We start from the raw sequence: 19,645 nt of genomic DNA on the forward strand, positions 1-19,645 counted from the left end.
CGCTCTCCGACTCCCACCCCCAGGACTCCTCTTCATGCTTCGCGCTCTGCTCTCCTCGCCCCGTCGTCTGCTCTCCGCCCTCGTCGTCCTGCTCGCCGCCACCGGCGTGGCCGTCGGGTCCGGCGCGACGTTCTCCTCCCGCACCGCCAACGCGGCCAACACGTTCACGTCGGGCACGCTGCTGCAGACGAACTCCAAGAACGGCACCTCGATCGTGACCGGCGCGAACATGAAGCCCGGCGACACGAAGACCGGTGAGGTCACGATCAAGAACACCGGCACGCTGGCCGGCGACTTCGTCCTCACCGAGAGTGGCGCCACCAACGGCTTCTCCGCCGGGTCGCTGACGGTCAAGGTGCAGGACGTCACGGTCCCGACGGCCCCGACCGACGTCTACACCGGTGACCTCGGCGGCCTGGCGAAGAAGACCCTCGGCTCCTTCGCGGTCAACGAGGCCCACACGTACCGCTTCACGGTCACGCTGAACCAGACGGCCCCCAACGGCGACCAGGGCAAGGCCGCCACGGCCAACTACGAGTGGGACGCCACCCCCACCGCCACGCCCGCCCCCTAAGCCCTCCGCTTCCTCCCGCGCCGCCCACGGGCAGCGCGGGACCCCAGCACGACGAAGCGCCCCCATCCGGGGGCGCTTCGTCGTTGCCGGCCTCGCATCCGGGCCCCGCTCGGCCCGTGCCGGCCTCGCATCCGGGCCCCGCTCGGCCCGTGCTCCTCGCCCGGCCTCGTATCCGGACTCCACCGACCCCGTGGGCGCCGTCCGGGCTTCGCCGCCGCCCATCGGCGCCGCTACGCCGGTCCGCGCTCGGCCATCTGCCGCAGGGTCCGCGCCCCGTCCTGCAGCGGGGCAGCCTCGTCCGGGCCCGGCCCGGCCTCGAGCAGGCGCTCCAGGCGCTTGGCGACCGGCGAGGCGTCGGGCAGGCCCATCGTGCCCAGCGTGCCGGCCAGCCGGTGGGCCTCGATCCGGGCGCGGTCGCAGAGCTCGTCGTCCAGGCGACCGGCTGCCAGGGCGGCGGCCGCCTCGTCCAGGACGGCGATCCGCCCGAGGACGCGGGGGAGGGTCCGGTCCCAGAGCGCGCGCAGGGCGTCCTCCAGACCGTCTGCAGCGTTCGGAGGGGCCATCAGGGCATCGTACGTCGTAGGCGTCCGTCCGGATGTACTGAACCGACGTCCCGTCGCCCCCGCCACCGGCACGCGGCACCCGCCGCCCGCCATCCGGCGCCGTCATCCGCCGCCATCACCCGGCGCCCGCCGTCGAGCGCCCGCCATCCGGCGCCCGCCATCGAGCGTCCCCCATCCGGCCGATGGGGCGAAAGCGCGCAGACCGCCCCAGGTGATCGAGTTCCGATACGTCCCGGACCCGGCACTGCCACGGGGCGGCGCGAAGCTGTGTCCACGGTCGAGGTCCTCCCCCGGACGACGACCGCCCCCAACGATGCTTCCGCCTGTCTCTCCTCCCCGCCCGCTCCTCGCCCGCCTGGCCGGGTGGGCCGTCACCCTCGGGGTCATCGCCCTGGCCGCGGTGACCCTCCTGCCGACCCTGCTCGGCTACGGCCGCTACACGATCGTCTCGGGCTCGATGACGGGCAGCTACGACACGGGCTCGATGATCTACACGAAGGAGCTCCCGACGGCTCAGCTGCGCGTCGGCGACGTCATCACGTACGCGCCGCCCGCCGGCGCGAGCCCGCAGCCGATCGTCACGCACCGCATCCACACCCGCACCGTGGACGCCAAGGGCGAGGTCGTCTTCCGCACGAAGGGCGACGCCAACCAGTCCGCGGACAACTGGACGTTCGCACTGGACGAGCCGACGCAGGCCACGGTCCGCTTCGGCATCCCCTACCTGGGCTACGGCATCTCGGCGCTCGCCCGCCCCGAGGTCCGCAAGATCGTCGTCGGCGTGCCCGCCATCCTGATCGCGCTCTTCGTCGTCGGCGGCCTGCTGCGCGACGCCCGGCGCGAGGCGCTCGAGGCCGCCCGCGAGCAGGACGCGACGACCGCGCCCGGGGGCGACACGCCGCCGGAGACCCCCGCCCCCGTCGAGCCCTACACCGTCTTCCCCGCCGAGCACCGCCGGCAGCTCACCGCCGCGAGGTAGCCCTCGCGCGCCCGCACCCGCCCGCCTGACCGTCCCGCCCGCCACACCACCCCGTCCGCCTGATCGCGCCCGCCTGACTGCCCCACCGCGTCGCGATCCCGGCCGCATCGACCACCGCCCCCGTCCCTCGTGCCCGGGCGGCTCGTCGTCGTTGTGCGGCCCGCAGGCCGCGATACGGGACTGATACCCGACGGAGAGCGGGCTGCGACCGTCCGGCGGCATCCTCCTACGGGCACCCCTCCCCCGCATGCCCCGCCCCGTTCGCCCCACCGACTCCGCCCGCGCCCCGCGCACCGGCACCCGCCGCAGCCGCGGACCGGTCGCCGCGCTCGTCGTCCTCGGCCTGCTGGCCACGACCGCCGCGACCGTCCCGAGCTCGGGCGCGAACTTCTCGGCCCGCACGGTCAGCCCCGGCTCCGGCGTCACCGCCGCCGCCGACTGGGTCGCCCCGACGGTCGCCGTCACGGACCCGGGCAGTCCGCTGCGCGGCACCGTCCCGCTCGCCGCCACGGCGACGGACTCCGGCGCCGGCGTCCGCACGGTGCAGGTGCAGGTCGCCCCGAACGCGGGCGACGGGTCCTCCTACGCGACGGTCTGCACGACGACCACCGCCCCGTACTCCTGCTCCTGGGCCACGACGGGCCTCGCCGACGGCGCCTACAAGGTCCGCGCGACCGCCACGGACAAGGCCGACAACGCCGCCACGAGCGCCGTCGTCTCCAACCGCGTCGTCGACAACACCGCGCCGACGGCCACGCTGCAGGACCCCGGCACGACGCTGCACGCGGGCGACGTCGCCCTCTCCGCGACGGCCGCCGACGCGACCTCCGGCGTCGCGAAGGTCACCTTCCAGCGCGCCGCCGCGGGCACCACGACGTGGACCGACGTCTGCGCCGCCACGAGCGCCCCCTACGGCTGCACGTGGTCCGCGACGGCCGGCACCTACGACCTGCGTGCCGTCGTCGTGGACCGCGCCGGGAACACCGCGACGACCGGGACGCTGCGCCGCCAGGTCGTCGACCCGCACCCCTTCGGCGTCCGTCCGCTCCACACGATCAACGCGGGCACGCCCGGCCGCATCGACCAGGGCGACCGGCTCGTGCTCACCTACTCCGAGCCGCTCGCCCTCGACTCGATCGTCCCGGGCTGGTCCACCGGCCGCAGCCCGCAGTTCGCGGTCCGCGTCCGCACCCCGGCCGCGATCTCGGGCGGCGCGGACGACACCCTCGACTTCGTCGGCACGGACGGGTCGGTCACCGCCGCCCTCGGGTCGATCAACCTCGGCGACAACGGCTACGCCCGCGTCGCACTGGGCTGGCTCTCCGCCGGGACGCTGCGCGCCACGGCGACGGCGGTCGGCACGACGAACGCCGACGGCACCTTCACCGTCACGATCACCTTCGGCGCCCTGTCCGGCACGGCGCCGACGACGGTGAGCACGACGAACACCATGGTCTGGACGCCGTCCACGAGCGTCCGGGACCTCACGGGTCAGTCCGGGCTGACGACCGCGGTCACCCAGAGCCCGGGGGCCGTGAACTTCTGATGGCCGAGCGTCCCGCGAACGACCCGGCCGCCGAGCAGCCCGCCGACACCGAGGCCCCGACCGGCCCCGGCTCCCCGCCACCGGGCGACCCGGACGCGGAGCGGGAGCGGCTCGACGCCGTCCGCGCCACCGGCCTGATCGGCGTCGAGGCCGGCGAGCGGCTCGATCGCATCGCCCGGCAGGCGGCGCAGGCGGCGGGCACCCCGATGGCGCTGATCTCGCTGATCGACGACGACCGGCAGTGGAACCCCGGGGTCCACGGTCCCGAGGCGCCCCGCGAGGCGCCGCGCGCGTTCTCCATGTGCTCCAAGGCGATCGAGACGCCCGAGGCGTTCATCGTCCCCGACGCGTCGAAGGACCCGGAGTGGGCGGACGCTCCCGGCGTCGCCGGCCCGCCCGGCGTGCGCTTCTACGCCGGTCAGCCCATCGACGACGGCGAGGGGCACCTCATCGGGGTGCTCTGCGTCATCGACACCGTTCCGCGCGTCGCCGACGACGCGCTCCTCACGTCGCTGCGCGACCTGGCCGTGTGGGCGCGCCAGGAGCTGCTCTCCTCGTCGCGCACCGCGGACGGCGAGGCCGACGCCGTGGCGACCACCGACCGGCTGCAGGAGCTCGAGCGGCTGCAGTCGCTCGTGGTCTCCACGACCGCGCACGAGCTGCGCACGCCGCTCACCGTGCTGCGGGTGCACGCGGAGCTGCTCGAGTCCGTGAAGGACAGCCTCGGCCCGGACGAGCGCGCCTCGCTCGAGGCGATCACGGGCGCGGTCACGCGCCTGCAGGACGTCAGCGACGGCCTCGTCTCCGACCTGCGCGGCAGCGCCGGTGGCGCGGAGGAGGCGCTGCGCCGCTGGCTGCGGCTCGAGGAGGGCTCCTCGCGCGTGCGGCCCGTCAGCGAGCCCGAGGACGACGAGGACTGAGGCCGGGGCGGACGCCCGGGTCGCGGTGCGCCGCCAGCGGGGGCGACGCCGCGCCGCAGGGCGACGCCGGGTGCGTCAGGACGACGCGGGGCGGTAGCGGTAGCCGATGCCGCGCACCGTCTCGACCGCGGTGTCGGCGTCGTGCACCGCGAGCTTGCGGCGGAGGCGGCTGACGTAGAGCTTGACCTGGTCCGCCGTCGCCATGCCGTCCCAGACGCGCTCGATGAGGACGTCGGAGGGCAGGACGCGGCCGGCCTCGCTCGTCAGCGCCGCCAGCAGCGCGTACTCGCGGCGGGTGAGCGAGAGCTCCGTTCCGCGGAGCGTGACGAGCCGCTGCTCGCGGTCGACGACGAGCAGGTCGTCCTCGTAGACGTCGACGGTCTCCGCCGCCGCGCCGGCGCTGCGCCCGCGGCGCACGAGGGCCTCGACGCGCGCGAGCAGCTCCTGCGGGCCGAACGGCTTGACGACGTAGTCGTCGGCGCCGCCGCGCAGGGCCCGCACCTTCGCCAGCTCGGCGTCCTCGCTCGTGAGCATGCAGACCGGGACGTCGGTCACCTCGCGGATCCGCTCGAGCGTCTGCCAGCCGTCCAGGCCCGGCATGTCGACGTCGAGCAGCACCGCGTCGACGGTCCCCGCGAAGAGCACCTTCAGAGCCGCGCGGCCGTCCTCGGCGGTCCGTACACGCATGCCTCCACGCTCCAGGACGAGCTGGACGACCTCACGGATGGACTCGTCGTCGTCCACGACCAGGATCTGTGAGGTCTCTGCCGCCATGCGCGCACTGTATCCCGCCACGGCCGCACTACCATCGGTCGGTGTGAACGTCCTCCCCGGCACGGAGCACCAGCCGCACGCCCGTGCCGTCCTCGCACGGGCCCTCCCGCACGCCGAGCACGGCGGCGAGCCGTCCCACGCGTACCTCTTCCAGGGCCCGCCCGGCAGCGGCAAGCGGACCGTCGCCCGCGCGCTGGCGACCGCGCTGCTCAGCGAGACGCGGGACGGGGGGAGCGTCGACCAGGCGGCCGTGGCGCAGCGCGTGGCGCGCCGCTCGCACCCCGACCTGACGTGGGTCCGCCCGACGGGCGCGGGCGAGATGCGCGTGTCCGACGTGAAAGAGGCCGTGGTCGAGGCCGTCTCCCGCCGCCCCTTCGAGGCGCGCCGCCGCGTGTTCGTGCTCGAGAGCGCGCACGCGATGAACGACGGCGCCGCCAACCGGCTGCTGAAGACGCTGGAGGAGCCGCCGGACTACGTCGTCCTCGTGCTGCTCTCGGACCGACCCGGCGAGCTGCTCACGACGATCCGGTCGCGCTGCCAGAGCGTGCGCTTCGACGCCCCGTCCGAGGCGGACCTCGTCGCGCGCCTGCGGGCCGACCAGGGTGCGGACGAGACGACGGCGCTGGCGTGCGCGCGCCTCGGGCTCGGTGACGCGCTGCTCTCCCGCAGCCTCGCCGGCCCCGACGGGGCCCCGATGCGCACGGCGGCCGAGGCGCTCGCGCGGGACGCGATCCACGGCCCGCGGGGGGTGCCGCCGTTCAAGGCTCTGACCGAGGCCGCGGCGGAGCGCGGCAAGGCGGCCGGGGCGGCGGTGGAGCGCGAGGCGAAGGAGATCGCGGAGCGGCTGCCGGACCGCGAGCGCAAGCGGATCGAGCGCGACGCGAAGGACGACGCCAAGCGCGCCGTCCGCCGCGAGCGCACCGCGGCGCTCGACGTGTCGCTGCGCCTCTGCGGCCTGTGGTTCCGCGACGTGGCGTCGGTCAAGCTCGGCGCGGAGTCGGCGGTGCACCACGTCGACCGGCTCGCGGAGCTGCGCCAGGACGCCGGGGTGGCCGACGCCCACCGGCTGCTCTCCTGCGTCGACCTCGTCGACGAGACGCGCCGCACGCTGCGCCGCAACGCGAGCGAGGAGCTCCAGCTCGACGCCCTCTGCGTCCGGCTGCGGGCCGCGCTCGGCCACCGCTGAGGGCGTCCGGGGCACGGAACGACCACGTCGGGGCGCCCCTGAGCGGGCCCCCGGCGCGGTCCCACCCGGCGCAGGGCCGGGCGGGGGGGGGGAGGAGGTCCGCGGCGGGTGACTCGCCCCGGACCGGCCGGACTCAGCGCGTGACGGTCACGTAGAAGCGCTTGCGGTCCGTCGCGGTCGTCACGGTGCCGTCGCTGAGGCGCGGGCTCACGACGAAGTGCGTGTTCGTGTTCGTGCCGGTCGGCGCGCAGGCGACGACGCCCGGGATGGCGCAACGGGTGGCCGTGATCTCGCCGGCGAACTCCGGGTTGGCGTCCTCGCCCGGTGCGCGGCCGTTCAGGATCCCGTCGCCGTTCTGGTCGACCTGGTTCTGCAGGGCGATCGTGGTCGTGATCCCCGCGTTGGAGAGGTCCTCGCCCGCGTCGATGTAGACGTTGCCCACGGCGCCGGCCGGGGGACCGTAGGCCGACTTCACCGTGAAGCCGCCGGACTGCGCCTCGATCTCGCCCGCGGCGTTCACGAGCGCCCAGCGGGGACGGGCGGCGGCGACCTTGGCGGTCGCCTCGGCGACGGCCTTGTCGACGGCCTCCTGCACGATCGCGGCGGCGTCCTTGCCGTCGACGCGGTCGGCGTTCAGGCCGGTGGCCATGCCCGTGGCGTTCGTCGTGAACGGCTTCGTGCCCTCGCCGCCGGCGCCGACGACGATGGTGCCGCCCGTGGTGCCCTTCGACGCCTGGAACTCGAACGCGAGGCCCGTGGAGAGGTTGTTCGCCCGCAGGCAGGGGTTCTTCTCGTCCGTGGGGGACGTCTTCACCGCGGCGCGGCAGCCGTAGATGGCACCGCCGCCCGAGGTGGTGAGGTTGGACTGGCGGGTCGCGTAGCCGCCCTTGCCGCCCTTCCCTGCGTCCTCGCGGGCGATGACCTGCGTCTCGCTGGTGGCACCGTTGCGCTCGCCGAGCATCAGGTTGCCGCCGTTGGCGGCGTAGGTCAGGGGGGCGACGCCGAAGGCGAGGATGCCGGTGCCGACGAGCACGGCTCGCGTCCGGCCGGTGCCGCGGCCGCGCAGGCGGCCGACGACGCCGCGACGACGCTCCGGGGTTTCGGGGCCGGAAGGGGTGGGGGTGGTGTCAGACATGGGGCTGCTCCGGGGGTCGGTCCGCGTACGGACGGCCGGAAGGCCGCCGGTCGGATGCAGGGTCAACGGCGCCGGGGCCCCGGTGGATGCATGCCACATAGGTGGCGGCGCGCGAGACAGGGGCGGCGCGCCCGTCCACGAGCGCCGCGAAAGGCGCCGCGCCGGCCGGCGCCCCGGAGGTCCGGGGCGCCTCGACCGGGGACGCGGGGCGTCACGTACCCCGTGAAGAGGGCGGCCGGACCGCCTCGGATCCGGGGTGAAATAGCCGAGAACGCCCCGGATGGCCGATGGTAGGTTCACGGCGTACCCGGGGCGTCCGTCCCCTCTGCGTCGACCCGCCTTCGTCGTCGTGTCCGTCCCTCGCACCCCGGGTTGGGACCGTCCCGTCCTGCCCGTGGCCTCGCCCGCCGTCCGCGCGCCCGCCGCTGCGTCGACGGCGGGCGGGGGCACGCCAGCCCCTGCGCGTGACGCACGCCACGGAGCGGATCACGGGATCGTCACGTCCGCGCCGGCGCCTGCCGCGAGGATCCCCCGGGAGATGGGGGCCGCCCCTCCGGCGTCTTCGCCCGTGGCTCCATAGCCCCGGCCCCGGGCGACTCCCGCATCCCCTCCGCCGGGCGGGGCGGCACCTCCATCTCGCCCCCTCGCGTGGCAGACGCCTGTCATCCCTCGCGGTGCGGGCGCCCGGGCCACTACGATCAGGTGTGGTGACCACCGACGCCCCGTCCCCTCTCGCCGGTCTGCGCATCCTCGTCGTGGACGACACGGACGAGCTCGCGGAGATCCTGACCTTCGTGCTCGAGCGGGCGGGCAGCACCGTCACGCGCGCCGCGGACGGCCTGACCGCCGTCGAGCGCGCCCTGGCCGAGGACTTCGACGTGATCGTCATGGACGTCGGCCTGCCGGGAATCGACGGGCTCGAGGCGTGCCGGCGGATCACGAGCGAGCGCGAGGCGACGGTCGTCATGCTCTCGGCGCGGGAGGCCGCGGCGGACCGCACCGCCGGCACCGAGGCGGGCGCCGTCGGCTACCTGGCCAAGCCGTTCACGCCCCGCAAGCTCGTGGCCGACCTCAGCGCGCTGCTCGAGGAGCACCGTCGGGGCGCCGGTGGTGGCTGACGCCCCGGGGCGATCGACCCCGGTGGCCACGGACGACCCACCCCTGCCCGCCCCGGGCGCGCTCCGGGCCCTCAGCGCGGCCTGCGGCCTCGACCTCGCCAGCTTCCGCGCCGCGCACGTCGCCCGCTGCGTCGATCGCGCGATCCGCCGGACCGGGGCGTTCGACGCGGACACGCTCGCCGCGCTCGTGGCGCGCGAGCCCGAGCAGCGCCGGCGGTTCCGCCGCGCCGTGGCCGTCTCCACGACGAGGATGTTCCGCGACGCGCAACAGTTCGACCTGCTCGCCGGGCTGCTGGACGGGCTGTACCAGGGTTCCCGGCCGCTCCGCGTCTGGTCGGTCGGCGCGTCGGACGGGAGCGAGCTGTGCAGCATCGCGCTCATGCTGGGCAGCCGCGGGCTGCTCGAGGGGGCCACGCTCCTGGGCAGCGACCTGCTCGAGGAGAACGTCGCCCTGGCGCACGAGCGCAGCCGCGAGCGCCTGACCCCGCAGGAGCGCGATTCGGTGCGCTTCGAGCGCCGCGACGTGTCGACGTCCGCGCCCCCGGGCTCCTGGGACGTCATCCTCTGCCGCAACGTGCTCATCCACCTCTCCTCCGACGCCCGCGCGCGGCTGCTCCGCCGCGCGGTCGACGGTCTGCGCCCCGGGGGTCTGCTGCTCCTCGGCCGCAGCGAGCGGGTGACGCGCCCGGAGTCCATGGGGCTGCGTGACGCCGCGGCGAACGCGTACTGGCGGACGGCATGAGCCCGGAGCTGCTCTCCCGGCCGGCGGCGACGTCCGGACTGACCCCGCGCATCGTCGGCGTCTCCGCCGCTGTCGCCCTGCTGATCGGGGTGATCCTCGCGTCGCTGACCGTGGCGGTCGTCCAGCTGCGCGACGCCGGCCGCGAGGCCGCCGAGGCGGAGCAGAAGATCGGCGTCGTCAACCGCCTCGAGCGCACGGTCATCGACCTCGAGACCGGGCAGCGCGGGTTCCTCATCGACGGCGACGGACGGTTCCTCGAGCCCTACACCGCCGCGCGCGCCGCCCTGCCCGACCTGCTGACCTGGCTCGGGCGCGTCGGGGACGACCCCCGGGAGCAGCGCCTCGCCCGCAGCCTCGTCCGCGGCATCGCGCGCTACGAGCGCGAGTGGGCCGTGCCGATCGTCGACCTCGGCGGCCGGGACCTGCCGGCCGCGCGGCGCATGCTGGCCACGGGCGAGGGCAAGGCCCAGGTCGACGTCCTCCGCCGCCTGTTCGACGAGCTGGTCAAGCAGGAGCAGGGCGAGGCCGACGAGATCCGCGACGAGGCCGACGCCGCCGGTCGCCGCGCCGTCTGGCTCGGCGTCGCCGGCGGGATCGCGTCCGTCCTGCTCGTCCTGGGCTTCGGGGCGTACCTGATCCGGGGCGTCGTCTGGCCCGTTCGCCGCCTCGCCCGCGCGGTGCGCCGGGTGGCCGAGGGCGACCTCGAGGCCGAGGTCGTCGAGACGGGCCGCGGCGAGGTCGGCTCGCTCGCGCGCGGCTTCAACCGCATGGCCCGCTCTCTGCAGGAGCACCACGACGAGCTCGAGGGGCAGAACGCCGAGGTCGAGGCCCAGCGCGACGACCTCGAGCGCACGTTCGCCGAGCTCGAGGATGAGAAGACGTGGGTCGACACGCTCTTCCGCTTCGTCGAGCGGCTCGTCGCCGAGTCCGGCGTCTCGTCCGTGTCCGAGTCCGTCCTCGGCCAGCTCACGGAGTTCCTCCGCGCGGACGCCGGGGCCATCTGGGTGCTCGGCGAGGAAGGCGACCTGGAGCGCCAGGCCACGGTCGGGGTCGCCCCGGACCGCCTGCCGCCCGTCGTCGACCCGGCCTCGGGCGTCGCGGGCCGGGCGCTGCGCGAGCGGCGCCCCGTGCGGCTGACCCACGCCGACACGGGTCTCGAGGTCGAGGCCCTCGGCGGCTCGGCCCGGGTCACCCACGAGCTGCACCTGCCGCTGCTGCAGCGCGACGGGCTGATCGGCGTCGTCAGCCTGGGCCGCGTCAGCGACCGGCCCTTCGGTCCGGACGAGCTCGACCGCGCCCGCGGCATGGCGGAGCAGGCCACCGTCGCGATCGCGAAGGCCATCGAGGAGGCCCGCGTCGTCCGGCTCGGCGTCGTCAACGCCGCGGTCCTCGACGCCACGTCCTTCGGGGTCGCGATGTTCGACCGCAAGGGCGACGTGATCCTCGCCAACCGCCGGCTGCGCGAGTACTGGGGCGTCCTCGGCATGTCGTTCGACGACACCGTCGGCGACCGCGTGACGCGGATGATCAAGCTGGCGGTCGACCGCGAGAAGGCGACCGCCGACCTGCGCCGCGCGGAGCCCGACCCGAGCGTCCGCGTGAGCGTCGAGCTCTACGAGCCCGACGTCCAGCGCTGGTTCTGGGCGCGCACCGACCCGGTCTTCGGCGAGGGCGGCGAGCTGCTCGGCCGGATCGTGACGATCCGCGAGACCACCGCCGAGCACGAGATCCAGCGGATGCGCGACGAGTTCGTCGCGACGGTCACCCACGAGCTGCGCACCCCGCTCTCGTCCGTGGTGGCGGCCGTCGACCTGCTCGAGGACGAGACGGAGGACCCCACCCCCGGCCAGCAGCACTGGACGGGGATGATCCGCCGCAACGTCGACCGGCTCCTGCGGCTCGTCGACGACCTCCTCACCGTCGCCCGCGCCGAGTCCGGCCAGTTCACGCTGCACCCCGAGGCCTGCGACCTCGCGACGATCGCGGCCGACGCCGTCGCGAGCGCCCGCGCCGGGGCGGAGACGAAGGGCGTGCGCGTCGAGTCCGAGGTCGCGCCGGCCCCGATCCGCGCCGACGTCACGCGCATCGCGCAGGCCGTCGACAACCTGCTCGCCAACGCCGTCAAGTTCACGCCCGCCGGCGGCGTCGTGCGGGTGCGGGTCGAGCCGCGGCGCGGCACCGGGATCGTCGTCCTCGAGGTCGCCGACTCCGGGATCGGCATCCCGCCGGAGGACCGCGATCACCTCTTCGAGCGCTTCTACCGCGCCCCCGCCGCCACCGAGGGTGCGATCCCGGGCACCGGCCTCGGCCTCACGATCACGAAGGCCATCGTCGACGCGCACGGCGGATCCATCCGCGTCGAGGACGGCATCGACGGCGGCACGACCTTCGTGGTCGAGCTGCCGACGGACGGACCGGCCGGGGCGTAGCCCCCCGGGGCCGGGACGGTCCCGCTCAGCCCTCGCGCTCGGCGGCGGCGATGACCGCCGCCAGCGCGCCGGTCAGCCGCGCGTGCAGCGCCGGGGTGCGGACCGCGATCCGCACGTAGCGATCGTCGAGGCCCGCGAACGTCGTGCACGGGCGCACCGCGATGCCGTGGCCGTGCAGTCCGCCCACGGCGTCGACGCCGTGGGGCACGCGCACGAGGACGAAGTTCGCGGCGCTGTCCCACACCTGCACGCCGGCGAGCTGGCGCAGGCGGGCGACGAGATCGCCGCGGTGCGCCGCCGTCCGGGCGGCGATGCGGGCGCACGCCTCGGGGCGGGCCGCGTAGGCGCGCAGCAGCTCGAGCGCCGGCGTGGGGCACGTCCACGGGGCGCCCGCCTCGCGCACGCGCTCGACGAGCTCCGGGTCGCCGAGCAGGTAGCCGCAGCGGATGCCGGGGACGGACAGCGCCTTCGTGAGGCTGCGCAGGACGACGAGGTCGCCCGGCCCGGCGTCGGCGGGACGCTCGTCGGCCAGCGCGGCCTGGGAGGGCGCGGTCGAGGTCACGAAGTCGCCGAAGGCCTCGTCGACGAGCACGGTGCGGCCCGGGCGGCGCAGGCGCAGGACGGCCTCGCGCCGGTCGAGGACGCCCGTCGGGTTCTCGGGGCGGCCGAGGACGACGAAGTCGCAGTCCTCCGGCACCGCCTCGGGATCGAGCGCCCAGTCGTTCCCCGCCTCGCGGGCGACGCGCACGATCTCGGTGCCGACGGTCCGCAGCGCGGCCTCGGCCTCCGTGAACCCGGGGACGATCACCGCGGCACGGCGGGGACGCACGGCGAGCGCCAGGCGCCAGAACCCCTCGACGGCGCCGCCCAGGGGCAGCACACCGTCGGCCGGCCGGCCGTGCCGGGCGGCGAGCGCCTCGGCCGCGGGGCGGTCGTCGGGGTAGCGCCTGAGCGCGTCGAGCCCGGCCTGCAGTGCCACGCGCGCCCAACCGGGCGGGTCGCCGTCGACGACGTTGACCGCGAAGTCGAGCATGCCCTCGGGCACCATCCGGTCGCCGTGCAGGCGGGCACCCGGCGGGACGGGCAGGGCGGGCCGCAGGGGCGGGGCGGCCGGCGCCGGAGCGCTCTCGGCGGTGTCGGCGGTGTGGGAGACGGTGTCGTCCTCGTCGTCGGGCGGGGCGGGTGCGGCCGGGGTGCCGGGTGCCGGCGCGGCGGGGGCGTCGTCGGGCCCGGTGTCGGCGGGGGCCTCGTCGGCCGCGGGCCGGTCCTCCGCCCGGTCCTCCGCCACGGGGCCGTCGGCCGCCGTCGCGGCGGGGTCGGCCGAGGCGCCCGGGGCGGCCCCGGCGTCGCGGGCCGCGGAGACCGCGGCGGTGGCGACCGGGGAGGTCTCGGCCGGCACCGCGCGCGGCGGGGCCGCGAGCGCGTCGCCGAGGGGGAGGGCGGCCTGGGCGGGCGGCTCCGGCGCGATCTGCGTGGCGGGCGGCAGCTCGATCGCACGGCCGGCGACGACGAGCAGCACGCGGTCGGCGTGGGCGGCGAGCGTCTGGTGGGCGGTCCCGAGCAGGTCGACCCAGCGGCGCGTGCCGCGGCCGGCGGCGACCGGCGACATCCCGGACTCCTCGCCGACGACGATCGTCAGGCCGTCGCGGCCCGTGGCGGCGGCGGCCAGCGCCTCGATCGCGTGGCCGACGCTGGCGATCGCCGAGGCGCCGTCGATCGCGTCGGCCGGGTCCTCGCCGGTGCCGTCGTCGTCGAGCAGGCCCGCGTCGTGGAGCACGCCCGCCAGCCAGGCGCCGAGCCCGTCGAGGAGCACGGTCGTGCGCCCCGCGTTGTGCAGCGGGCCCGTCAGGTCCTGCTGCGCGGCCACCTCGACGGTCTCCCACGACGCGGGACGCCGCGCGCGGTGGGCGGCGATCCGGTGGTGGTCGCCGTTCGGGCCCGTCGGGGCCGTGGCGAGGTAGCGGACCTCGCCGCCGGCGTCGGCCGCGAGGCGCTCGGCGACCGCGCTCTTGCCGGAGCGGGTGCCGCCGAGGACGAGGACGAGGCGATGGGGGGTCATGCGGTGGGGGCCTCGGGGTCGCGGTGGAAGAGCAGGGCGTGGACGGCGGCGACGGTCACGGGCGTGCCGCCCCGCTCGCCGCGGTTGGTCAGGCACGCTACCCCGGAGGCCGCCAGGGCCGCCTTGCTGTCGGCCGCGCCGACGAACCCGACGGGGAGGCCGATGACGAGCGCGGGACGCACCCGACCGGCCGCGATCTCCTCCAGCAGGGCGAAGAGGGCCGTCGGGGCGTTGCCGATCGCCCACACGGCGCCGTCGGGGTGGTCGGCGGCGGCCAGGCGGAACGCGGCGTCGGAGCGCGTGCTCCCGGTCTCCCGCGCGCGCTCGGCGGCCCGGGGGTCGGCGAGGGGCACGATCGTCTCGCGGGCCGTGATGCCGGCGGCGGCCATCCGGGTGTCGACGATCAGCGGCGCCCCGGCCAGCAATGCGGCGCGCCCGGCCACGAGCGCGTCCTCGTCGAGCACGAGCGTCTTGGCGAAGGAGACGTCGGCGACGCTGTGGACCGTCCGCTCCGTCACGGCCCGGGAGAGCGGCGGCAGGCCATCGAGGTCCAGGCGCGAGCGGAGGATGCGGTAGCTCTCGACCTCGATCGGGTGCGGCGTGCGGCGCGGCGCGCCCACGCCGGAGGGCGCGGGGGAGGGCGCGCCCGGCAGCGGGGCGTCGTCGGGGGGCGTGGAGCTCACGGCAGGAGGACCTCGATGAAGGCGTCGACGGGACAGATCTCGAGGCACTCGCCGCACCCCGTGCAGCGGTCCGCGAGGGTGAGGAGGGGAATCGCGGCCCCGGCCGTGGCGAACGTGCCGTCGGCGCGGGAGGCGCCGACGGGGATCAGGGCGTGCTCGGGGCAGGTGCGGACGCAGCCGCCGCAGCCGCGGCAGTCGTCCGTGGCGGTGACGATCCGGCGGGGCGGTGCGTCGCCGGCGGGCGCGGCGATCGCGCAGGTCGCGCGGGCGCTGCGGCGCTTCGTGACGAGCAGGCGGGCGCGGGTCGGGTCGGGCACGGCCGCGGCGGCGCCGTCGGCCCGTGGCGTCGCGGGCAGCGCTCCGGCGGGACGGTCCTCGATGGCGCCGTCCTCCGCGGCCACGAGCAGTGCTGCGGCCTCGGAGACCGACGGTGTGCCGACGTGGGCGGCGACGACGGCGGAGGGCGTCGGCACCGTCACCGCCTTCAGGACGTCGGCGGAGAGGAACCGCGCGGACACGCCGAGGGCCGCGGCGAGCTGCAGGATCGCGGGCTCGTCGGCCTTGATGTCGGCCGAGGCGACCGCGGCGACGTCCGCGCGCGTCACGCCCGCCTCGGCCAGCGCCGCGTCGACGAGCTCCGCGAGCTCGGCCGGCGGGCAGCCACGGCTGGCGCCCACGCCGAGCACGACGCGGCGGGCGGGAACGGACCCGGGTCGGGCCGGGTCGATGTCGGCCGGGCCGCGCACGCCCCCATCGTGACCCATCCTCCCGACGGCCGGTCTGCCAACGTGTCCCGGGTGAGCACGACCGACGCAGAGACGCCGCGACCCGCCGCCCAGGCCCAGCGCCTCTTCACGCTGCCGCCCGGGGCCACGGAGGTCCTGCTGCTGCGCCACGGGTCGACCGTGGGCACGGCGGAGGGCGAGGTCTTCGCCACGTCGGAGGACGGCCACGGCGACCCGCACCTCTCTCCCGACGGCGAGGAGCAGGCCGTGCTCCTCGGCGAGCGCCTGGCGCACGAGCCGATCGCGAAGCTCTTCGTCACGAACCTGACCCGCACGCACCAGACGGCGGCGCGGCTCATGGAGCTCACCGGCCTGCAGCCCGAGGTCGTCGCCGACCTGCGCGAGATCCACCTGGGCGACTGGGAGCTCGGCGAGTACCGCGTCCGGATCGCCAACCGCGACCCGATCATCGTGCGCTCCTTCACCGAGCAGCGGTGGGACATCATCCCCGGCGCCGAGCGCGACGAGGACTTCTCGGCGCGCGTCCGCCGGGGCTTCGACCACGTCGTCGCCCAGGCCGGCCCCGACACGACCGTCGCGGCGGTCGTGCACGGTGGTGTGATCGCCGAGATGTGCCGCCAGGCCACGGGCTCCGAGCCCTTCGCGTTCCTCGGCGCCGACAACACGTCGATCAACCGCTTCGTCGTCTTCCCCGACGGCCGCGTGCGCCTGCGCTCGTACAACGACACCGCGCACCTCGACGGGCTGCGCGCGGCGCAGCGGTCGGCGGGCGATGCGGACGAGGAGATCGTCTAGGGGCGCCGCCGCGGCGCGCATCGCAACTCCTGCCGGTGTACGGGGTTCGCGCTGGTATGCATGCCGTCCGCCGTGGAGCGCGATGCCCAGCAGGCCGGGCGGTGCTGGTCGTCGCCGTCGCCTGGACGGCGGTCGTGCCGGCCGCGGCCGACGCCGACCCCTTCCGCAGTTGGTCCGTGGCGCCGTCCCGGTTCTTCCAGGAGACGGAGCACGCGTCCGTGACGGCGGTCGCGGACGGTCGCGCGTGGCAGCTCTCGTTCGACCGCCAGACGAAGCCGGTCCTCCGTTCGCGACGTCTCGTCGACGGCCGGGCGTCGGCGGTCCCGGTGCGCATCCCGCGGCCGCGCGGCGGCCAGCTGATGTCCGAGGGGTCGGGCTGGAACGACGCCCAGCTGTTCGTCGTCGGCACCCGGGGATACACCGCGGGCGACTGGTGCGTGGAGTGGAGCATGGACGGAGACGAGTGCGAGCGGTCGCGCGGCTTCTCCGTGCAGTTCGACGTCCGTACGGGGAGGGTCTTCCGCTCCTCGCAACCGCGGGAGTCGCCGTTGCTGGTCGGGGGAGACCGCGTGAGCTACGTCTCCGGCCCGGACTGGGGGCGGATGGTGCTGCGCGACGCGCTCACGCGGCGGCGGGTGTTCACGTTCCCCCGCGGTGCTCGCGAGGTGCAGGGGGCGGGGCCGTACATCTCGTGGAAGGACCCGGACGCGTACGAGCGCGAGTTCGAGGAGCCGGGCCCTGGCGACGTCGGGCCGAACTGGACGGCCATGCACGTGCGCGAGCGCGCCACCGGCCGGGCGGTCTACGACCTCCGGCAGGGGACGATTCGCAAGCGGGTCCAGCCGAGCGCGACCGCCGTGCAGGACGCCGACCTGCAGGCGGACGGATCGGTGTCGCTCGGGGTCGACGTCGACGAGGCCCGGCGGTTTCGGCCCGTGGTCGTCGACGCCGCAGGCCGCGTGCGCGACGTGACGCGGCGCCCGATGCGCGGGCCGAACCAGTTCTGGTCCGCCGTCGCGGGGACACGGGTGCTGTTCGACGTCTCGACGAACGGCAAGGGCTGCGGCCCCGAGGCCGGATGGGTGACCACGATCGGCGGGCGCGTCGGCAACGCCCTCGGGCGCCTGCCGCACAGCCGCGGCCACGCCATCGCGTTCAACCCGCAGTTCCTCACACCGAGCACCATGTTGTGGATCGAGGAGCCGACGGGCCCGTTCTCGACATCGGCGGGCTACCGGGTGCGGGTCGGGCACGACGTCGCGGCCCTCCCGCTGAGCACCCGCGAACGTCCCCGCTGCTGAGCGGTCACCCGGCCGGGGGCGCGCCGTGCGCGAACCGGACCGCCGCACCGCGGGACCCCTCCCGTCGCGGCTAGTCCGTCGCGGCGGCCCGCCGCCCGACGAGCACCGCCGTCGGGTTGACCGGCTGGAGGCGGTGCTGGCCGACGAACGGCCGCAGGCGCGCGGACTGCACGAGCGCGCCCTCCGCCTCGAGCCCCGCCGCGGCCAGACGGTCCAGTACCGGGCCGATGCGCTCGAGCGTCGCCAGGGTGACGACGACCGCACGGCGGGCGCGGGCCGCGGCGACGTCGACGATCGCGTCGAGGTCGGCGCCGCCCCCGCCGACGAAGACGACGTCGGGGTCGGGCAGCCCCTCGAGCGCGGCCGGCGCGCGGCCCTCCACGGCCGCGAGCTCCACCCCGTGGCGGGCGGCGTTCTCACGGGTCAGCGGGATGGCGCCGGGGTCGTCGTCCAGCGCGATGACGCCGGCGCCGAGCCGGGCGCACTCGACCGCGACGGAGCCCGAGCCGCAGCCGACGTCCCACACGAGGTCGCCCGGGCCCGGGCCGAGGTGGGCGAGCGCGGCGGCCCGGACCTCGCGCTTGGTGATCATCCCGTCGCGGTGGGCGAAGGCCTCCTCCGGCAGCGCCCACGAGGTCGCCGAGCGTGCGGGCTGGATCGCCGTGCGCTGCGCCGCGACCGGGCGGCCCGGGCTCCACGCCAGGAGGACGTTGGGGTCGGCGAACGTGCCGGCGGCGATCTCCTCCGGGCTGCCGATCGTGACCCGCTGGTCGGGCGCGTCGAGGCGTTCGCAGACCGCGAACGTGCGCGCCGGGGCCCCCGGGATCCGGGCGTAGGCGCAGGCCAGGAAGGCGGGGTCGCAGTCCGGGGCGGTGAGGACGGCGACCTTCGGGCCGGCGACCAGCGCGCCGAGCACCGCCGCGATGCCGCCCGTGCCGCGGGCGTGGGCGGAGACGACGCGGGCGTCGTCCCACGGCAGCGCCACCCGCGACCAGGCGCGCGCGACGGAGGACGGGGCCGGGTGCACCACGATCCGGTCCGCGTCGACGCTGCGGGCGAGGGTGCGGACGATCCCGAACCATCCCGGGTCGCCCGAGGCGAGGACGGCCACGGGGCCGTCGTGGGCGGCGATCCGCGCGAGCACGGGCGCGAGCGGCGCCACGAGCGCCAGCGTCTCGGGCAGGGCGTCGGCGCCGAGCCGCTCCCGCAGGGCGGCCAGCGGCGCCACGCCACCGGCCACGAGCGTCGCCGCCTGCAGCGCCGCGGCGCCCTCGGGCGTCGCGGGCCGGTCGCCGGTGAGGCCGACGACGTGCACTGCGGGGCGGGGGTCCGTCATCGCGAGGGATGATGACGGCCGCCCGCCCCGGGCCGACGGTCAGTCGTGCAGCGGAATGGTCAGGACGGGCTGGGCGGCGTGCGAGGCCACGGCGTGGGAGACGGACCCCGACAGCGCGGAGCGCAGGCCGGTCAGGCCGCGGGTGCCCATGACGATCACGCGCGGGTCGAGCTCGTTCGCGCGGTCGACGATCGTGGCCCAGAGCGGGCCGGCGCCGCTGACGGCCCCACCGGTGGCGTCGAAGCCGGCGGCCTTCGCACGCTCGACGCCGCGGGCCGCGACCTCGCCGGCCTGCTCGCGCTCGCGCTCCGTGATCGCCCCCGTCGCGTCGAGGGCCAGCGCGTAGACGGCGGAGCGGGCGGCCGCGCTGGTGACGGGCTCGTAGGCGTGCACGATCTCGGCGGGGCCGCCACCGAGCAGCTCGCCGGCCACGGCGATCGCGCGGTCGGCGTTCTCCGATCCGTCGTAGGCGATCAGAACGGGGCGGGCGGGCATCGGTGGCTCCTTCGGGTGAATGGAACTGCACACCGACTGTAGCGCGACCCTTGTACGCGCCAAGTGCCATCGGTCCCCACCCGCGGCTCGCGACCTGCGCACTCGCCGCCGCGGTGACCGAAAGTCGTACCCCGAACCCGCCTCCAGCAAACGCCCTCGACGGCCGAACCGCCTGCCCGGCGCCGTTTCAGAACCGTTTCATGAGAGTTTCGCTGCAACGGCGCTCCAGGGCCCTTGCGGCCTGCTCCGGCCCTATAGGTTGGC

Annotated in this window: 18 protein-coding genes; 10 read left to right on the top strand and 8 right to left on the bottom strand. The window is 76.2% G+C overall.

Annotated features, from left to right (window positions below; all coding sequences use genetic code 11):
* Positions 1-34: 34 nt before the first annotated feature.
* Complete coding sequence (locus tag F593_RS0106370; protein ID WP_022927924.1) at positions 35-574, top strand: TasA family protein; 540 nt, start codon at positions 35-37, stop codon at positions 572-574.
* A 230-nt stretch (positions 575-804) separates the two neighbouring features.
* Here F593_RS0106370 and F593_RS0106375 read toward each other — a convergent pair whose 3' ends face one another.
* Positions 805-1,137, bottom strand: a complete 333-nt coding sequence (locus F593_RS0106375) for an Hpt domain-containing protein (protein WP_022927925.1) — start codon at positions 1,135-1,137, stop codon at positions 805-807.
* Positions 1,138-1,450: 313 nt separating this feature from the next.
* Between F593_RS0106375 and F593_RS22915 the strand changes: the two genes are divergently transcribed.
* The 3 genes from F593_RS22915 to F593_RS27885 all read left to right on the top strand — a co-directional run bounded on the left by F593_RS22915 (position 1,451) and on the right by F593_RS27885 (position 4,582).
* A complete protein-coding gene (locus F593_RS22915) occupies positions 1,451-2,116 on the top strand; it encodes a signal peptidase I (protein ID WP_022927926.1) in 666 nt (221 codons plus the stop codon).
* Between the two features lie 247 nt (positions 2,117-2,363).
* Positions 2,364-3,662 (top strand): Ig-like domain-containing protein, encoded by a 1,299-nt coding sequence (locus F593_RS0106385; protein WP_022927927.1) that lies wholly within the window; start codon positions 2,364-2,366, stop codon positions 3,660-3,662.
* Positions 3,662-4,582: a sensor histidine kinase gene (locus tag F593_RS27885; RefSeq protein WP_022927928.1), complete on the top strand. Its 921-nt coding sequence runs from the start codon at positions 3,662-3,664 to the stop codon at positions 4,580-4,582. The genes F593_RS0106385 and F593_RS27885 overlap by 1 nt, the downstream gene beginning before the upstream one ends.
* Before the next feature lie 75 nt (positions 4,583-4,657).
* Here F593_RS27885 and F593_RS0106395 read toward each other — a convergent pair whose 3' ends face one another.
* Positions 4,658-5,356: a response regulator transcription factor gene (locus F593_RS0106395; protein ID WP_022927929.1), complete on the bottom strand. Its 699-nt coding sequence runs from the start codon at positions 5,354-5,356 to the stop codon at positions 4,658-4,660.
* Between the two features lie 43 nt (positions 5,357-5,399).
* Here F593_RS0106395 and F593_RS0106400 point away from each other — a divergent pair, with 43 nt between their 5' ends.
* Positions 5,400-6,542 carry a DNA polymerase III subunit gene (locus F593_RS0106400; protein ID WP_022927930.1) on the top strand — a complete coding sequence of 381 codons (1,143 nt, stop codon included), beginning with the start codon at positions 5,400-5,402 and terminating at the stop codon, positions 6,540-6,542.
* A 133-nt stretch (positions 6,543-6,675) separates the two neighbouring features.
* Here F593_RS0106400 and F593_RS0106405 read toward each other — a convergent pair whose 3' ends face one another.
* On the bottom strand, positions 6,676-7,677 hold the full coding sequence (locus F593_RS0106405) for a hypothetical protein (RefSeq protein ID WP_022927931.1): 1,002 nt from the start codon (positions 7,675-7,677) through the stop codon (positions 6,676-6,678).
* Positions 7,678-8,384: 707 nt separating this feature from the next.
* On the opposite strand from F593_RS0106405, the gene F593_RS30280 reads away from it, so the two are divergent.
* Genes F593_RS30280 through F593_RS27890 form a run of 3 tightly spaced genes read left to right on the top strand, consistent with a single transcriptional unit; the run spans position 8,385 to position 11,966 of the window.
* A complete protein-coding gene (locus tag F593_RS30280) occupies positions 8,385-8,795 on the top strand; it encodes a response regulator transcription factor (RefSeq protein WP_169449161.1) in 411 nt (136 codons plus the stop codon).
* Positions 8,796-8,817: 22 nt separating this feature from the next.
* A complete protein-coding gene (locus tag F593_RS0106415; RefSeq protein WP_022927933.1) occupies positions 8,818-9,537 on the top strand; it encodes a CheR family methyltransferase in 720 nt (239 codons plus the stop codon).
* A complete protein-coding gene (locus tag F593_RS27890; protein WP_022927934.1) occupies positions 9,534-11,966 on the top strand; it encodes an ATP-binding protein in 2,433 nt (810 codons plus the stop codon). Before F593_RS0106415 ends, F593_RS27890 begins: the two co-directional genes overlap by 4 nt.
* A 25-nt stretch (positions 11,967-11,991) precedes the next feature.
* Here the strand turns inward: F593_RS27890 and F593_RS30555 are convergent, their stop codons facing one another.
* The 3 genes from F593_RS30555 to F593_RS27895 are packed head-to-tail and all read right to left on the bottom strand — an operon-like array spanning position 11,992 to position 15,454.
* Positions 11,992-14,025 (bottom strand): bifunctional adenosylcobinamide kinase/adenosylcobinamide-phosphate guanylyltransferase, encoded by a 2,034-nt coding sequence (locus tag F593_RS30555; protein ID WP_022927935.1) that lies wholly within the window; start codon positions 14,023-14,025, stop codon positions 11,992-11,994.
* Positions 14,022-14,645: a precorrin-8X methylmutase gene (locus tag F593_RS0106430; RefSeq protein ID WP_028721492.1), complete on the bottom strand. Its 624-nt coding sequence runs from the start codon at positions 14,643-14,645 to the stop codon at positions 14,022-14,024. The genes F593_RS30555 and F593_RS0106430 overlap by 4 nt, the downstream gene beginning before the upstream one ends.
* Positions 14,646-14,704: 59 nt before the next feature.
* Positions 14,705-15,454: a cobalamin biosynthesis protein gene (locus F593_RS27895; RefSeq protein WP_022927937.1), complete on the bottom strand. Its 750-nt coding sequence runs from the start codon at positions 15,452-15,454 to the stop codon at positions 14,705-14,707.
* 51 nt (positions 15,455-15,505) lie between these two features.
* Between F593_RS27895 and F593_RS22940 the strand changes: the two genes are divergently transcribed.
* Both F593_RS22940 and F593_RS0106445 read left to right on the top strand, forming a co-directional pair.
* A complete protein-coding gene (locus tag F593_RS22940) occupies positions 15,506-16,249 on the top strand; it encodes a histidine phosphatase family protein (protein ID WP_022927938.1) in 744 nt (247 codons plus the stop codon).
* A gap of 101 nt (positions 16,250-16,350) precedes the next feature.
* Positions 16,351-17,550 (top strand): hypothetical protein, encoded by a 1,200-nt coding sequence (locus F593_RS0106445; RefSeq protein WP_022927939.1) that lies wholly within the window; start codon positions 16,351-16,353, stop codon positions 17,548-17,550.
* A 70-nt stretch (positions 17,551-17,620) separates the two neighbouring features.
* Here F593_RS0106445 and F593_RS22945 read toward each other — a convergent pair whose 3' ends face one another.
* Together F593_RS22945 and F593_RS0106455 are read right to left on the bottom strand one after the other, a co-directional pair.
* Positions 17,621-18,886 (bottom strand): bifunctional cobalt-precorrin-7 (C(5))-methyltransferase/cobalt-precorrin-6B (C(15))-methyltransferase, encoded by a 1,266-nt coding sequence (locus F593_RS22945; protein ID WP_022927940.1) that lies wholly within the window; start codon positions 18,884-18,886, stop codon positions 17,621-17,623.
* A 39-nt stretch (positions 18,887-18,925) separates the two neighbouring features.
* Positions 18,926-19,381, bottom strand: a complete 456-nt coding sequence (locus F593_RS0106455; protein ID WP_022927941.1) for a universal stress protein — start codon at positions 19,379-19,381, stop codon at positions 18,926-18,928.
* Between the last annotated feature and the right edge of the window lie 264 nt (positions 19,382-19,645).

This window comes from Patulibacter americanus DSM 16676 (assembly GCF_000420025.1).
Classification (GTDB): Bacteria; Actinomycetota; Thermoleophilia; order Solirubrobacterales; family Solirubrobacteraceae; genus Patulibacter; species Patulibacter americanus.

Bases quoted from the DNA above. Each gene is read 5' to 3' on its own strand.
- F593_RS0106370 (WP_022927924.1), top strand. From the start codon at position 35: ATGCTTCGCGCTCTGCTCTCCTCGCCCCGTCGTCTGCTCTCCGCCCTC.
- F593_RS0106375 (WP_022927925.1), bottom strand. From the start codon at position 1,137: ATGGCCCCTCCGAACGCTGCAGACGGTCTGGAGGACGCCCTGCGCGCG.
- F593_RS22915 (WP_022927926.1), top strand. From the start codon at position 1,451: ATGCTTCCGCCTGTCTCTCCTCCCCGCCCGCTCCTCGCCCGCCTGGCC.
- F593_RS0106385 (WP_022927927.1), top strand. From the start codon at position 2,364: ATGCCCCGCCCCGTTCGCCCCACCGACTCCGCCCGCGCCCCGCGCACC.
- F593_RS27885 (WP_022927928.1), top strand. From the start codon at position 3,662: ATGGCCGAGCGTCCCGCGAACGACCCGGCCGCCGAGCAGCCCGCCGAC.
- F593_RS0106395 (WP_022927929.1), bottom strand. From the start codon at position 5,356: ATGGCGGCAGAGACCTCACAGATCCTGGTCGTGGACGACGACGAGTCC.
- F593_RS0106405 (WP_022927931.1), bottom strand. From the start codon at position 7,677: ATGTCTGACACCACCCCCACCCCTTCCGGCCCCGAAACCCCGGAGCGT.
- F593_RS27890 (WP_022927934.1), top strand. From the start codon at position 9,534: ATGAGCCCGGAGCTGCTCTCCCGGCCGGCGGCGACGTCCGGACTGACC.
- F593_RS30555 (WP_022927935.1), bottom strand. From the start codon at position 14,025: ATGACCCCCCATCGCCTCGTCCTCGTCCTCGGCGGCACCCGCTCCGGC.
- F593_RS22945 (WP_022927940.1), bottom strand. From the start codon at position 18,886: ATGACGGACCCCCGCCCCGCAGTGCACGTCGTCGGCCTCACCGGCGAC.
- F593_RS0106455 (WP_022927941.1), bottom strand. From the start codon at position 19,381: ATGCCCGCCCGCCCCGTTCTGATCGCCTACGACGGATCGGAGAACGCC.